The sequence below is a fragment of the Streptomyces formicae genome, from assembly GCF_002556545.1.
Classification (GTDB): domain Bacteria; phylum Actinomycetota; class Actinomycetes; order Streptomycetales; family Streptomycetaceae; genus Streptomyces; species Streptomyces formicae_A.
In genome coordinates this window covers 5,985,398-6,000,295 of the sequence record NZ_CP022685.1, presented here as the reverse complement: position 1 = coordinate 6,000,295, position 14,898 = coordinate 5,985,398, and the positions used below count along the sequence as shown (strand labels likewise).

The 14,898-nt window shown below is 71.2% G+C and carries 10 protein-coding genes; 3 read left to right on the top strand and 7 right to left on the bottom strand.

The features are described 5' to 3' along the window. Positions 1–107 precede the first annotated feature (107 nt). The 3 genes from KY5_RS26350 to KY5_RS26340 all read right to left on the bottom strand — a co-directional run bounded on the left by KY5_RS26350 (position 108) and on the right by KY5_RS26340 (position 4,066). Positions 108–1,319 (bottom strand): alpha/beta hydrolase, encoded by a 1,212-nt coding sequence (locus KY5_RS26350; protein WP_098244546.1) that lies wholly within the window; start codon positions 1,317–1,319, stop codon positions 108–110. Positions 1,320–1,437: 118 nt separating this feature from the next. Beyond that, the gene (locus tag KY5_RS26345) at positions 1,438–2,307 is read right to left on the bottom strand and encodes a DUF4190 domain-containing protein (RefSeq protein WP_107645712.1); all 870 of its coding nucleotides are present in this window, start codon (positions 2,305–2,307) and stop codon (positions 1,438–1,440) included. Positions 2,308–2,491: 184 nt separating this feature from the next. Continuing rightward, positions 2,492–4,066 carry a S8 family peptidase gene (locus KY5_RS26340; protein ID WP_098244544.1) on the bottom strand — a complete coding sequence of 525 codons (1,575 nt, stop codon included), beginning with the start codon at positions 4,064–4,066 and terminating at the stop codon, positions 2,492–2,494. Positions 4,067–5,354: 1,288 nt separating this feature from the next. On the opposite strand from KY5_RS26340, the gene KY5_RS26330 reads away from it, so the two are divergent. Further along, positions 5,355–8,126: a discoidin domain-containing protein gene (locus KY5_RS26330; protein ID WP_098244542.1), complete on the top strand. Its 2,772-nt coding sequence runs from the start codon at positions 5,355–5,357 to the stop codon at positions 8,124–8,126. Between the two features lie 3 nt (positions 8,127–8,129). Here KY5_RS26330 and KY5_RS26325 read toward each other — a convergent pair whose 3' ends face one another. Beyond that, on the bottom strand, positions 8,130–9,542 hold the full coding sequence (locus KY5_RS26325; protein ID WP_098244541.1) for an amidase: 1,413 nt from the start codon (positions 9,540–9,542) through the stop codon (positions 8,130–8,132). A gap of 140 nt (positions 9,543–9,682) precedes the next feature. Further along, complete coding sequence (gene ychF, locus KY5_RS26320; protein ID WP_098244540.1) at positions 9,683–10,771, bottom strand: redox-regulated ATPase YchF; 1,089 nt, start codon at positions 10,769–10,771, stop codon at positions 9,683–9,685. Between the two features lie 197 nt (positions 10,772–10,968). Here ychF and KY5_RS26315 point away from each other — a divergent pair, with 197 nt between their 5' ends. After that, the gene (locus tag KY5_RS26315; RefSeq protein ID WP_418952817.1) at positions 10,969–11,628 is read left to right on the top strand and encodes a DUF6542 domain-containing protein; all 660 of its coding nucleotides are present in this window, start codon (positions 10,969–10,971) and stop codon (positions 11,626–11,628) included. A 23-nt stretch (positions 11,629–11,651) separates the two neighbouring features. On the opposite strand, the gene ppgK is transcribed toward KY5_RS26315, so the two are convergent. After that, a complete protein-coding gene (gene ppgK / locus KY5_RS26310) occupies positions 11,652–12,395 on the bottom strand; it encodes a polyphosphate--glucose phosphotransferase (protein ID WP_098244539.1) in 744 nt (247 codons plus the stop codon). 21 nt (positions 12,396–12,416) lie between these two features. Beyond that, complete coding sequence (locus tag KY5_RS26305; RefSeq protein ID WP_098244538.1) at positions 12,417–13,400, bottom strand: 4-hydroxy-3-methylbut-2-enyl diphosphate reductase; 984 nt, start codon at positions 13,398–13,400, stop codon at positions 12,417–12,419. 85 nt (positions 13,401–13,485) lie between these two features. Here KY5_RS26305 and KY5_RS26300 point away from each other — a divergent pair, with 85 nt between their 5' ends. Next, positions 13,486–14,880, top strand: coding sequence for an APC family permease (locus tag KY5_RS26300; RefSeq protein ID WP_098244537.1), 1,395 nt, complete (start codon positions 13,486–13,488; stop codon positions 14,878–14,880). The last annotated feature ends 18 nt before the right edge of the window (positions 14,881–14,898 follow it).

Here is a 14,898-nt window from a genome sequence, read left to right as displayed (position 1 = left end):
ACTCCCATCAGGTTGACAGACAGCAACAGCCTGGCAACCGTGGGTTGTTGGGTGCAACCCAAGGCCAAGGAATCACCCGAAGTGATGATTTCTCTCCCCGCAGGTCTTTACGCAGGGCCTTTCCCCGGATATAGCGATCGCTCAAGCGTGGTGAGGAAACGTTCGGTCGCCCCGCGGGCGATCTGACTGCCCCACCCGCCCCAGTTCACGTCGAAACAGTGGTCGGCCCACGGCAGTTCGACGTACGTCGCCGGGGCCCCCGCCCCCTTCAGACGTCGCGCGAGCTCGCGCGCCTGACTCACCGGAACCGCCCGGTCCGCGCTGCCGTGCAGCAGCAGCGTCGGCGGCACGTCGCCCCTGACCAGGCGCGCCGGTGAGCCCAGGCGGTAGCGAGCGGGCACGGCGTTCGCCGAACCGCCCATCAGGCGCGGCATCATCGGGTCGCGCCGCAGCACGGTCCCCGCGATCAGGCGGCGCATGTCGGTGGGTCCGTAGAGCGAGATCACCCCGGCCACGGAGCTGTCGCGCACGGCACAGGAGGCCGGAACCCGCTCGTCACCCTCCGTGTACGCGGCGGAGAGCGCGAGGTTGCCACCGGCCGAACTGCCCGCAAGGAGAAGGCGATCGGGGTCGACGCCGTACACGCGCGCGTGACGGCGCACCCAGCCCACCGCGCACTTCACGTCGCCGATCTGGTCGAGCTGGGTGGCCCCGGGCGCGAGGCGGTAGTCGATGTCGAAGACGGACCACCCGCGCGAGTTGAACCACCGGTTCCACTCGGGGGTCTGACTGCGGTGCCCCTTGTTCCACCCGCCGCCGTGCACCCACACCACCACGGGGTGACGGACCGCGCGCCGCTTCGGCAGCGCCCACAGGTCCAGCTTGAGCTTCTCCTTGCGCCGCGCGCCGTGGCCGTCGCCCACGCGCGCGTACGTGAGGGAGCGCCCCCGGGCCGGCACCTTGGCGTAGTTGACGCCGTCGAAGTACCGGGCCGCGCCGAGCTCTTGACCCGCGCGCCCCGCGGCGCCCAGGGCCGCCGCGTACGGCATCACGCCGTACACCAGGGCGGCGAAGGAGGCGAGCGCGGCCAGACCCGCGCACCAGGGGTGGCGCCGCCCCGCGGCCGCGGCGGCGGCGAGGCCGAGCAGACCCGGCGGCACGAGCAGCAGACCCCAGGAGGTGATGGCGGCCGCGACGAGCACCAGGAGCGGGACGCGGGGCAGCGGGGCGGCGACGAGGACGGCCAGCGTGGCGTTCAGGAGTCCGGCGGCGAGGAGCAGGACGCGGGCCGCTGCGGGAGGCGGCTTGGCGGACGTCACGCCGAAGAAATATCACAGAAGCGGACAAAAGGCCCTCAGGGTGGGCGTTTCGACGACACCCGCACCGCACGACCTCCCGGCGGGCACGCGCCGCACGCCCTCCCGCAGGCGTCGCCGGTCAGACCTCGGCGCTGTCGCCACCGTCCGCGCCACCGTCCGCGCCGCCGCCCGTGTCACCGTCCGTGTCACCGTCCGGGCGCCCACCGGTACCGTCGCCCCGCAACGACCCCTCCAGGGAGCGCGACTGGTCCGCGGCGGCGTACAGGCAGGTGATGTGCCTGCTGCCCTGGCGCCAGGTCTCGCGGTCCGGGACGAAGAAGACGACCTCGGCGCCGCTCAGGTCGGCCGACGTCCCTTCCGTGTACGAGGTCGCGAACGCCGTGCACTTGCGCTCGGCGAGGCCCTGGACGGCCGCGTCACCGGGGAAGGACGGGTTGTTCACCCGGAACGACGCGAAGACCTCGGCGTCGTGCGGGCGCGCGCAGGGCACTTCGTCGATCTCGTACTCGTACGTCGCGCTGTCGAGGTCGCTGTCGGGGACGTTGAAGCAGCCGCCCTTGTCGACGGGGAAGGAGCCGCTGCGGGACTCGCGCGCGGCCTCCCTGAAGCCGTCCACGAAGTCGCGCGCGGCGCCCGTGGTGACGCCGATGACGAGCAGCACGACGCCGAGCGCGGACAGGATGCTGCCCGCGATCGCGAGGCCCTTGCCGCGTTCACCCTTCTTCTTGATCTGTGAGAGGCCGACGAGGCCGAGAATCAGGCCGATGCCGGGTATGCAGCACAGGATGCCGAAGACCAGGGAGGCGATCGCGAAGCCGTTCACCGGCGGGCGGGAGTACGGCGAGTACGGGCCGGGCCACTGCTGGTACGGGGGCTGTCCCTGCGGGCCGTACGGAGGCTGTCCGGGCGGGCCGTACGGGCCGGGGTAGGGCTGCGGGTGCTGGTGCGGGCCCGACGCGTACGGGCCGGGCGGCGGCGGTATGTCCACGGGGCCGTGCTCCTGAGGGTGGGCGATGCGGAGAGCTTGGCGCATCGTAGTCGGGAGCGAAGGCGAAACGGCAAATGCGGCCCCAAAGCTCACATCTCGGACACCTGGTCCGCTCCGGCCCCGCGGACCGGAGCGAACCAGGCGAGAAACGAACGGGACGGACCATAGTCAGAACGTCAGAACGTCAGAACTGCAGACCCCAGGAGTCGATCTTCCCGGTGTCCTGCGCCGCGTTGTCGCTGACCCGCAGCTTCCACGTGCCGTTGGCCACCTCGGACGAGGCGTTCACGGTGTACGTGGTGTTGATGTTGTCCGAACTGCCGCCGGTCCCGTACCCCTTGAGGGTGTACGCCGTGCCGTCCGGCGCGATCAGCTGGACCTGGAGGTCGCCGATGTAGGTGTGCTGGATGACGACGGGGACGGCGAGCGACGCGGGCGCGTTGCCCGTGACGCCGGTGACGGTGATCGGCGACTCGGCCGTGGCGTTGTCGTTGATCGCGTAGTCGTCGGTGTTGCTGAACGACTTGCCGGGCGGGTTGGTGGTGCCGCCGGGGACGTTCAGGAGCCGGTTGGGCGAGCCGGAGCCGGGGCTGCCGACGACGCCGGTCGAGGAGGCACTGACCAGGCCCGCGGAGACCTGCGCCGGGGTCGACGAGGGGTTCAGGCCCAGGTAGATCGCGGCCGCGCCCGCGACGTGCGGGGACGCCATCGACGTACCGGAGATGGTGTTGGTCGCCGTGTCGTTGGTGTTCCACGTCGAGGTGATCGAGGAGCCCGGCGCGAAGATGTCGAGGATGCTGCCGTAGTTCGAGTAGCTCGCCCTGGCGTCGGTGCTGGTCGTGGCACCGACGGTGATGGCCTCCGCCACGCGCGCGGGCGACTTGGTCGACGCGTCGGTCGACTCGTTGCCCGCCGCGACCGCGTAGGTGATGCCGGACGCGATGGAGTTGCGGACGGCCGTGTCGAGCGCGCTGTCGGCTCCGCCGCCGAGGGACATGTTGGCGACGGCGGGCTTGACCGCGTTCTTGGTCACCCAGTCGATGCCCGCGACGACCTGCGCCGTGGTGCCCGAGCCCTGGTTGTTGAGGACGCGGACGCCGACGATCTTGGCCTTCTTCGCGACGCCGTGCAGGGTTCCGGCGACGGTGCCCGCGACGTGCGTGCCGTGGCCGTGGCCGTCCTGCGCGGTGTTGTCGTTGTCGATGGCGTCGTAGCCGTAGGAGGCGCGGCCGCCGAAGTCGGTGTGGCTGATGCGGACACCGGTGTCGATGATGTACGCCGTGACGCCCTCGCCCGCGGAGTCCGGGTAGGTGTACTTCTGGTCGAGCGGCAGGTTCTTCTGGTCGATGCGGTCCAGGCCCCAGGACGGCGGGTTGTTCTGGGTCGCGGTGGCAGTGAACGTCCGGTTCTGGACGACGGCGTCGACGGCCGGGTCGGCCGCGAACTTCTTCGCCTCGGACTCGGTGAGCTCGACCGCGTAGCCGTTGAGGGCCTTGTCGTAGGTCCGCTCGATCTTCGCGCCGTACGCCTTGGCGAGGGCTTTGCCCTCGGCGGAACGGGCCTTCGGCGCGCCCTTGTCGAGGCTCACGATGTAGCTGTTCTTGATCGAGCCGGGGACTCCGGCGTTCTCGATCGTGCCTTCCGCGCGGTCCGGGCCCGCGTTGGCCGGAACGGCGGAGACGATGCCGAGGGCGAGGGCCGCGACCGCTGTCGCGCTGATCCCGGCCAGTCTTCGGCGGGTGTGACGCATCACTGCCATCTGAGGGGTCCTCCTCAATAGGTGGTGCGTTGGTGGGGGTTCGGTGCCATTGGTTCTTTTGGGGCCATTGGTTCCGTTGGCGCCCACACGCGCGGAGACTTCGGACAGGAACATGTCAAGGTGGCTTGCCGATCCTTGCCTCCGTCGGGACGAAAGATTGGCGGATCCATAGGAGACCCACAAGAGTCAGGTTCAGACGTAAATCAACTGTCCGGCAGGTGTCATGCCAGGTCGTCAGGAACTGTCACGAAGGGTGCGGAGTGCGTACGGAGGGGTCTCGCGAACGCCACCGTTGTCCGCCGCCGAGTAGGGGGTGAGGCCGCCGTCCCGCAGTCCGGGAGGGCGGGCTCCTGACACCGGACGAACGGGCGGGCCCCGCTGGCGGCGAAGCCCTGCCGTCCCGCGCCGCGCGGGACGCGACGGCCTTCGAACCGCTGGTGGTGCGCCGCTCGGCCGCGCCGCATGGGTACGTCGCCGGGCGCGCGCCCGGCGCCGCGGGCGACCTGCTGGCCGAGGCACGGCTCCAGGAGTACGCCGCCCGGCGCGGGTTCGACGCGACGCGCGGCCGCGCACGGGCCTGCCTCTTCGGCGTGGCCGGAAACGTCCTGTCGGCGCGCTGGCGACGCGGCGGCCGTCAGCGCTCCCGGCCGTCCGGTGGGGCCCGCGACGACACGTCCCGTGGGCGGGGTTGGCGTGCGGCTCGATGCGGCGGTCGGGGCGTGGGCGCGGGGTGCTGGCGCTGGCGCTCGCGGGGCACGGGCGCTGCGTGGGGCACGGGTGCTGCCTGGGGCACGGATGCTGCGCAGGGCACGGGTGCTGCGCAGGGCGCTGACGCCGCGCGGGGCACTGGCGCTGCACAGGGCACTGATGCCGCGCAGGGCGCTGGCGCTACGCGGAGCACTGACGCTACGCAGGCAGGGCGCTGACGCCGCGCGGAACACGGGCACTGCGCAGGGCGCTGGCGCCGCGCAGGGCGCTGGCGCCGCGCAGCACTGACGCTACGCCGAGCACGGGCCCTGCACGTGCCCCCTGCCGAAATGCCCGCCGACGAACGCAAGTTGCTGCTACCCGCCCCCTGGAAACAGCTCCCACCCGGGGAGGCAGCCACAGTGGTCGGCACCCCCATGGGTACGGCCCACTCACGACCGCACCGCACCGCACCGCAGGCGCACCGCACCCCGCACCCCGCACCCCGCACCCCGCACCCCGCACCCGGCTACGCTCCGGCACGCACCTCACCCCCGCACACCCACGCGCCCACCCGTCCGCAGGACAGCTCCGGCGCGGCATGCCCCGCTCGGGCCGGTCCACGGAGCATCGTCAGTCCGTGAAGCCACGCCTCGCCGCCGCCCTCCTGACCGCCGCCGCCCTGACCCTGACCACCACGGGCACCACCACGGCCTCCGCGGGCACCCCCGCAGCCAACCCCAACCCCAACCCCAACTCCACCCCCACCCCTCGCCCCGATTCACGCTGCGACCCCCCGGGCGATCCGACCTGGACCCCGACCGCCACCCGCCGCAGCCCCGCGAAAGGTGCCTACAACCCGTACGTCGGCAACGGCTACCTGGGCGTACGCGTGCCGCCCGCCGGTACCGGCTACAGCCCGCCCGACCCGGGCGACAAGGGGGAGAAGACCGGCTGGCCCCTCTACACCCCGCGCTACGACGGGGCCTTCGCGGCGGGGCTCTACGCGCGCGGGCCCGAGAACACCGCCCACCGCGAGGCCATCGCCGCGCTCCCCCACTGGACCGCCCTCGACCTCACCGTCGGCGGCGAGACCTACGGCCCGCACAGCCACGTCTCCGGCTACCGGCAGACCATGAACCTGCGCTGCGGCTTCGTACGCACCTCGCTGACCTGGACAACGACCGACGGGCGCCGCACCGACCTGACGTACGACGTCCTGACCGCCCGCGACCGGGCGCACACCGGCGCCGTACGGCTGCGCCTGACCCCGCACTGGACCGGCACGGCCACCGTCACCGACCGCATCGACGGGCGCGGCGCCCGACGGATCGCGCAGACGGGCGGCGGGCCGCGCGGCAAGAAGACGATGGACGTGGCGTTCCGCACCGACGGCACCCGCGCGGACGGCGCCGTCGCGTCGACCCTCAAGGCGCCGGGGGTGACACATGCGGCAGGCCGAGCAAGGGAGTTGAGCAACAGTCAGGCCGCTGAATTCCGCGTCCGGGACGGCGGGACGTACGACGTCACCAAGTACGTGGGCGTCGACACCACCCGCGCCACACACACGCCCCACTCACCCCGCGCCGCCGCCCAGCGCGCGTCACGCCGGGCCGCCGCCCTCGGCTGGGACGCGCTGTTCGCCTCGCACGCGGCGGCCTGGCGGCGCCTGTGGACCTCCGACATCGAACTCCCCGGGCGCCCCGACCTCCAACTCTGGGCGCGTGCGGCGCAGTACGGACTACTGTCGTCCACCCGCGCGGGCTCCCGCGACAGCATCGCGCCCGCCGGTCTGACCAGCGACAACTACGCGGGCATGATCTTCTGGGACGCCGAGACCTGGATGCTCCCGGCGCTGCTCGCGACCCGCCCCGAACTGGCCGAACCCGTCCTCGCCTACCGGCACTTCACCCGCGACGCGGCCCGCGAGAACGCCCGCAAGACGTCCGTCAAGGGCCTCTTCTACCCGTGGACCAGCGCGAGCCGGGGCGCCCTGTGGTCGGAGTGCCAGAGCTGGTACCCGCCGCACTGCGTCCAACAGAACCACCTCCAGGGCGACATCGCGCTCGCCGCCTGGCAGTACTACCTGGCGACGGGCGACCGCGCCTGGCTGCGCGAGCGCGGCGGACCGCTCCTGAAGGGCATCGCCGAGTACTGGATGTCCCGCATCACCCGTAACACGGACGGGAGTTACTCGATCCAGAACGTGGCGGGCCCCGACGAGTACAGCAACGGCGTCACCGACGGCGTCTACACCAACGCCGTCGCCGCGACCTCCCTGCGCGCGGCGGCTCGCGCGGCCCGCGTCCTCGGCGAGAGGGCACCGGCGTCCTGGACCCGGACCGCCGACCGGATCCGCATCCCGTACGACAAGAAGCGCAAGATCTATCTCCAGTACGCCGGTTACGACGGGTCGACCATCAAGCAGGCCGACACCGTCCTGCTGACCTACCCGCTGGACTGGCCCATGCCGAAGGGCGCGGCCGCCGCCACCCTCGACCACTACAGCGCCCGCACCGACCCGGAAGGGCCCGCGATGACGGACTCCGTGCACGCGATCGACGCGGCCGCGATCGGCGAGCCCGGCTGCGCCTCGTACACGTACCTCCAGCGGTCCGTACGCCCCTTCATGCGCGGCCCGTTCGCGCTCTTCTCGGAGTCGCGCGGCACGAAGGCGGGCGCGGGCGACGCGCTCGCCGGATCGCCCGCGCAGGACTTCCTCACCGGCAAGGGCGGCTTCCTGCAAGTGTTCACGCACGGCCTCACGGGGCTCAGGCTGCACGAGGGCGACGCGCTGCGCCTGGACCCGACGCTGCCGCCGCAGCTCGCGAAGGGCGTGACGCTGCGCGGGATGCGGTGGCGCGGGCGGACGTTCGACATCACGATCGGCCCCAAGAGGACGACGGTCAGGCTGACTTCGGGCGACGTCTTCCGCATCACCTCACCGCGCGACGGCACACTCACCGCCACCCCGCACTCCCCCGCCACGCTCACGACCCGACGCCCTGACCTGACCCCCACCACCAACGCGGCGCGCTGCCGCCCGGCGAAGGCGACCTCCGAGGACCCGGGCCTGTACGCGGCGGCCGCGGTGGACGGCAACCCGGTCACCACCTGGTCCCCGACCGCACGGAACGCCTCCCTGACCGTCGACCTGGGCCGCCCGACCCGGCTCGGCGCGATCACCCCCAAGTGGGCGGTGCGGCCCGCGAGTCAGCGCGTGCGGACCTCGACGAACGGACACACCTGGCACACACCCACCGCGAACCCCCCGGCCGCCCGCTACGTACGGATCACGGTCCGCGCGGCGGACGACAAGGCGCCATCGCTGCGGGAGCTCACGGTGAAACACGCCTCTCCTAGTACTGGCTGACGCTCACTCAGGCAGTTGCGGCCTGCGCCTCCCGTGCCCGGTCGCGGCCTCGTAGGCGGCGCCGACTTCAAGGACGGCCCGATCGGCGCGCGAGGGTCCGACGATCTGCAACCCGACAGGGAGCCCGTCGGACGTGAACCCGGCGGGCACAGAGAGCGCGGGCGTGGCGGGCACGGAGAAGAGGTACGCCGAGCGCATCCAGTCGATGTAGGTGTGCTGCGGCTGCCCGTCGACGACGACCGGATACTCCAACTCGACGGGAAATGGCGCCACTTGACTCACCGGAGCGAGCAGCACGTCGTACCGCTCCAAGAAGCGGGCCACCGCGAGATGAATGCGGGTGCGCTCGGTGGTGGCACGGGCGAGGTCGGCGCCGGTGAGCTTGCGCCCCTCCTCGATGTTCCACACGAGGCTCGGCTTGAGCGCGCCGGGCGACGCCTCCAAGAACACCCCGAGCGACTGCTCGAAGGCCTGCGCACGCAACGTACGGAACACCTCATCGGCCCCGTCGAGATCAGGGCACGCCTCCTCCACATGACACCCCAACTCCTCGAAGACCTTGGCCTGTTCGTCGACCACGGCGCGCACATCCGGATCGACGGGCACCCTCCCCCCGAGATCGGGCGCCCAGGCGACCCGCAGCCCTCTCAGATCACGCTCTAGAGGCGCACGGAACACCTCTCCGGGCGTCTCCAACGAGAGCGGACACCGCGGATCGGGCCCGGCCATCACCGAGAGCAACAGCGCGACATCGGCGACGGTACGCCCCATCGGCCCGGCGACGGTCAGGCTCCCCCACAGATCGAGCGCCGGGTAGACGGGCACGCGCCCCGGCGTCGTACGCAGCCCGACGACATTGCAGAAGGAGGCCGGATTGCGCAGCGAACCACCCATGTCACTGCCGTCGGCGATCGGCTGAAGCCCGGCGGCGAGCGCGGCGGCCGCGCCCCCACTGCTGCCCCCCGCACTGCGATCGAGCCCGTACGGATTATGCGTGGCCCCAAAAACAGGATTGAAGGTGTGCGACCCGGCGGCGAACTCGGGAATGTTGGTCTTCCCCACCCGAATCGCACCACCCAACTCGATGCGCTGCACGAGCAGTTCATCCTCATCGGGCACGAAGTCGGCGAGCAACGGCGACCCCTGCGTGGTGCGCATGCCTCGCGTGAGATGCGTGTCCTTGAAGGCGATGGGAAGCCCGTGCAGGGGCCCGGGCTCCACCCCACGCACGACCCGCTCATCAGCAGCGGCCGCAGCGGCGAGCGCCCCGTCCCCATCGAGCGTCACGATGGCGTTGACGACGGGATTGACCCGCTCGATCCGCGCCAGATGAGCCGCGACCACCTCCCGCGCCGAAAGCTCCCGGCGACGAACGAGACGTACGAGCTCGGTGGCGTCCAGCAGGCAGATGTCCATGCGGGGAGTCTGCCCATGCGGCGACGGGTTTCCCGGCGGGTATCGGCCTTCTCGGGCGACGGGAAAGGGCCGGACTCGGGAGAGTCCGGCCCTTTGCTACACCTCAGGAGCGAGATGGCTACATCTCGGCAGGGGGGTGGCTACACGTTGAACCGAAACTCCACCACATCCCCATCCTGCATCACATACTCCTTGCCCTCCATGCGCGCCTTCCCCGCCGACCGCGCCTCCGCGACCGAGCCCGTCTCGACCAGGTCCGCGAAGGAGATGACCTCGGCCTTGATGAAGCCCTTCTGGAAGTCCGTGTGGATGACGCCGGCCGCCTCGGGGGCCGTGGCGCCCTGCTTGATCGTCCAGGCGCGGGACTCCTTGGGGCCTGCCGTGAGGTAGGTCTGGAGGCCGAGGGTGCGGAAGCCCACGTGGGCGAGGGTGGCGAGGCCGGGCTCTTCCTGGCCTACGGACTGGAGGAGTTCGAGTGCCTCCTCGTCGTCGAGCTCGGCGAGGTCCTGCTCCAGCTTGGCGTTGAGGAAGATCGCCTCCGCGGGGGCGACCAGCGCGCGCTGCTCCGCCTTGAACGCGTCGTCCGTCAGCTCGTCCTCATCGACGTTGAAGACGTAGAGGAAGGGCTTGGTGGTGAGGAGGTGCAGGTCGTGGAGGAGTTCCTCCTTGCCCGAGCCCTGGACGATGCCAGCCGAGAAGAGCGTGTCGCCCTTTTCCAGGATCTCCTTGGCCGCCTCGACCGCCGCCACCTTCGGAGCGATGTCCTTCTTGATGCGCGACTCCTTCTGGAGGCGCGGCAGGACCTTCTCGATGGTCTGGAGGTCGGCGAGGATCAGCTCGGTGTTGATCGTCTCGATGTCGTCCTTGGGCGAGACCTTGCCGTCGACGTGGACGACGTTCTCGTCCTTGAAGGCGCGGATGACCTGGCAGATCGCGTCCGACTCGCGGATGTTCGCGAGGAACTTGTTGCCGAGGCCCTCACCCTCGCTCGCGCCCCGCACGATGCCCGCGATGTCGACGAAGTCGACCGTCGCGGGAAGGATCTTCTGCGAGGAGAAGATCTCGGCCAGCTTCGTCAGGCGGGGGTCGGGGACGCCGACCACGCCCACGTTCGGCTCGATCGTCGCGAACGGGTAGTTGGCCGCAAGGACGTCGTTCTTGGTCAGGGCGTTGAACAGGGTCGACTTGCCGACATTCGGCAGACCGACGATTCCGATCGTGAGCGACACGTTGCGACTTCCCGTACGTGAGGGCTGTGGGTGGACGGCCCGGAGGGCCGTAGCGACCGTGGGGCGATCCCCCAGTCTACGGCGTGCGGGCCAGGCCCCCGTCTCCGTACCGGCTACGTATCGAACGCATGGCCAAGCTCGGCCAAAGCGCGTGTCCCGCGCACGGTTCCGTACGGGAACCGACCTAGGTTGGTCCGGTGGAGCAACACAGGACTCGTCCCCCTCAGTCCGCGCAGAAGGCCACCCCCAAGGCCCGGCAGCGGCGCACCGCGCCGTTGCCTCCGCAAGGCGGCCCCACCGACCGGTCGGCCGAGCGGTCCGCCGAGTCCGCGACGGTCTACCGGGCCGCGGCACGTCCCCGCCGCCCCGTCCCGCCGTTCGTCCTCGCCCTGCGCAGAACGCCCCTGTACCGGACGCTGCGCCGGGTGCCGAACCCGCGGCTCACCGGGCTCGGCAGCGGGCTCTTCTGCTCGGCGGTGATGTTCCTGCTCGCCTGCCTGATCTGGCTGCTCGTCGGCGAGTCCGCCGTCACCTACGGCGTGCTGTTCCTGCCGGTGGCCGCGCTCACCGCGTTCTGGGTGCGCCCCGCCGACCTGATCACCGCGCCGATCGCTGTGCCGATCGCCTTCGCCACGGGGATCCTGCCGATCTCCGGGGGCACCGGCGGGTTCGGCGGCCACTTCATGGGGCTCGTGACGTCCCTCGCGCTGCACGCGGGGTGGCTGTACGGCGGCACGCTCGTCGCCGGGATCGTCGTGACCGTACGCAAGGTCCGGCTGGTGGCACAGCGACGCCAGGGGCGCCAGGGGCATCCGGCACAGGGGGCCGCCCCTGGGAAGCGCCTGCCTACCGCGTAGCCGGGGCGGTCCTGGGCCCGGGCCTACGCCTTGCCCGCCGCCGCCATCGCCGCCCCCACGATCCCCGCGTTGTTCTGCAGCTGGGCCGGGACGACCTCCGCCCTGATGCCCTCGATCAGCGGCAGGAACTTGTGTGCCTTGCGGCTCACGCCGCCGCCGATGATGAACAGCTCGGGCGAGAACAGCATCTCCACGTGTGCCAGGTACTTCTGGACGCGCCTGGCCCAGTGCTCCCAGCTGAGGTCCTCGTCCTCGCGGGCCTTGGAGGAGGCCCGCTTCTCGGCGTCGTGGCCGTGCAGCTCCAGGTGGCCGAGCTCGGTGTTCGGCACCAGGCGGCCGCCGGTGAACAGCGCGCTGCCGATGCCCGTGCCGAAGGTGAGCAGGATGACCGTGCCGGTGCGGCCGACGCCCGCGCCGAAGTGCATCTCGGCGACGCCCGCCGCGTCCGCGTCGTTCAGGACCGTGACGGGGACGCCGCCGAGGCGTGCCGAGACCAGGGACTGGATGTCCGTGCCGATCCAGCTCTTGTCGACGTTGGCCGCCGTGCGCGCCGTGCCGTCCGTGATCACGCCGGGGAAGGTCGCGCCGACGGGCCCCGACCAGCCGAAGTGGTCGACGACCTCGCGGACGCCGCCGACCACCGCGTCGGGGGTGGCTGGATGCGGGGTCAGTACCTTGTGCCGTTCCGCCGTCAGGTCTCCGCGGTCCAGGTCCACGGGAGCGCCCTTGATCCCTGATCCGCCGATGTCCACACCGAAGATCTGCATGGACCCCACGTTACGGGGCGGTCACCGCTGTGACAGCTCGGCCGCCTCGGCGCGCAGGTCCCTGCGGAGCTCCTTGGGCAGCGAGAAGGTGATCGACTCCTCGGCGGTCTTCACGGTCTCCACGTCGCCGTACCCGCGCTCGGCCAGCCATTCGATGACGCCGTCCACCAGGACGTCCGGCACGGAGGCGCCGGAGGTCAGGCCGACCGTGGTCACGCCCTCCAGCCAGGCCTCGTCGATCTCCTCGGCGTTGTCCACCAGGTGCGACGCGGGCGTGCCCGCCTCCAGGGCGACCTCGACCATGCGGATCGAGTTCGAGGAGTTCTTGGAGCCGACGACGATGACGAGCTCGGCGTCCTCGGCGAGCTTCTTCACCGCGATCTGGCGGTTCTGCGTGGCGTAGCAGATGTCGTCGCTGGGCGGCGAGAGGAGGTTCGGGTACTTGCCCTTGAGGGCGTCGACCGTCTCCATGGTCTCGTCCACGGAGAGGGTGGTCTGGGAGAGCCAGACGACCTTGTCGGGGTCGCGGACCTCGACGTTCGCCACGTCGTCGGGGCCGTCGACCAGCGTGATGTGGTCGGGCGCCTCGCCGGACGTGCCGATGACTTCCTCGTGGCCCTCGTGCCCGATCAGGAGGATGTCGTAGTCCTCCTTGGCGAACCGGACCGCTTCCTTGTGGACCTTGGTGACCAGCGGGCAGGTGGCGTCGATGGTGGCGAGCTTGCGCTCCGCGGCCTCCGCGTGGACGGTCGGGGCCACGCCGTGCGCCGAGAACATCACGATGGAGCCCTCGGGGACCTCCACCGTCTGGTCGACGAAGATGGCGCCCTTCTTCTCCAGGGTCTGCACCACGTACTTGTTGTGGACGATCTCGTGGCGGACGTAGATCGGGGCCCCGTACTGCTCCAGGGCCTTCTCGACGGCGATCACGGCACGGTCCACGCCCGCGCAGTAGCCACGGGGAGCGGCGAGCAGGACACGGCGGGTGCCAGGCGTTGCAGTCATACCCACCATCGTAAGGCCGCGTTCAACGCGTCAAAGATCGCCTTCTTGGAGAGACTGGGGGCCTGCGTAGATCTACGGAGGCACCATGTCCGGACAGTCCGCAAGTACCGGAGTCCCCGCAGGGGGCGCCACACCCGCCGATGGCGAAGGGCTGCGGCGAAGTCTGGGCTTCCGGGACCTCGTGGTCTACGGCCTGCTCTTCATCGCTCCGATGGCCCCGGTCGGTGTCTTCGGGACGCTCGACGCGAAGTCGCACGGCGCGGTCGCCCTCGTCTATCTGATCGCCACGGTCGCGATGGCGTTCACCGCGTTCAGCTACGCGCAGATGGTGCGGGTGGTCCCCCTGGCGGGCTCCGTGTTCGCCTACGCGCGCGTGGGGCTCGGGAACGGGCCCGGTTTCATCGCCGGGTGGATGGCGATGCTCGACTACCTCCTCATCCCCGCGGTCGCCTATCTCTTCTCCGGCATCGCGATGAACTCGCTGGTCCCCTCGGTGTCGCGGTGGGTGTGGACGGCGCTCGCCGTGCTCATCACCACGGCGCTGAACCTGTGGGGCGTACGGGCGGCCGCGCGGGTCGGCTTCGCGGTGCTCGCGATGGAGGTCGTGGTCCTGCTGGTCTTCGTGGTCGCGGCCGTCGTCGTGCTCGTCCAGGACGGGGCCCGGCGGGGCTGGCTCTCGCCGCTGACCGGTGACGGTTCGCAGGGCGCGTTCGCGCTGTCGGCGGTGGTCGGCGCGGTGTCGATCGCCGTCCTGTCCTATCTGGGCTTCGACGCGATCGCGACCTTCGCCGAGGAAGTGACGGGCGGCTCGGCGAAGGTCGCGCGCGCCGTGCTGATCTGTCTCGCGCTCGCGGGCTTCCTGTTCATCCTCCAGACGTACCTGGTGGCGCTCCTCGAGCCGCTGTCGTCGGCCGAGCTCGCGGCGGACCCGGCCAAGCAGGGGACGGCTTTCTACGACACGTCGGAGGCGGCCTCCGGAGTGTGGCTGTCCAAGCTGGTGGCGGTCAGCAAGGCGATCGGGGCGGCGTTCGCCGCGCTCGCGGGGCAGGCCGCGGCCGGACGGCTGCTGTTCGCCATGGCGCGGGACCGGCGGCTGCCCAAGGCCCTGTCCAGGACGGACTCAGGGACGCCGCGGATCGCGCTGCTGTGCGCGGCCGTGGTCACGATGGTCGCCGCGGTGTGGGCGGCCCGGCGGGACGACGGGATGGACCACCTGGTGTCGGTGGTCGACATCGGCGCGCTCACCGCGTTCCTGCTGCTGCACGCGAGCGTGGTGGGCTGGTTCGCGGTGCGCCAGCGCGACGCGGGGTTCAGCTGGTGGCGGCACATCCTCATCCCCGTCCTGGGCGCGGCGATCGTGGTGGCGGTCATCTGGGAGGCGGCCGGATCCGCGCAGGTGGTCGGCGCGATCTGGCTGGCGGTGGGCCTGGTGGTCCTCTTCGTACAGAGGCGCGGACGCCGCGAGCCGAGCGCCCCGTAAGGGCCCCGCAAGGGGCGC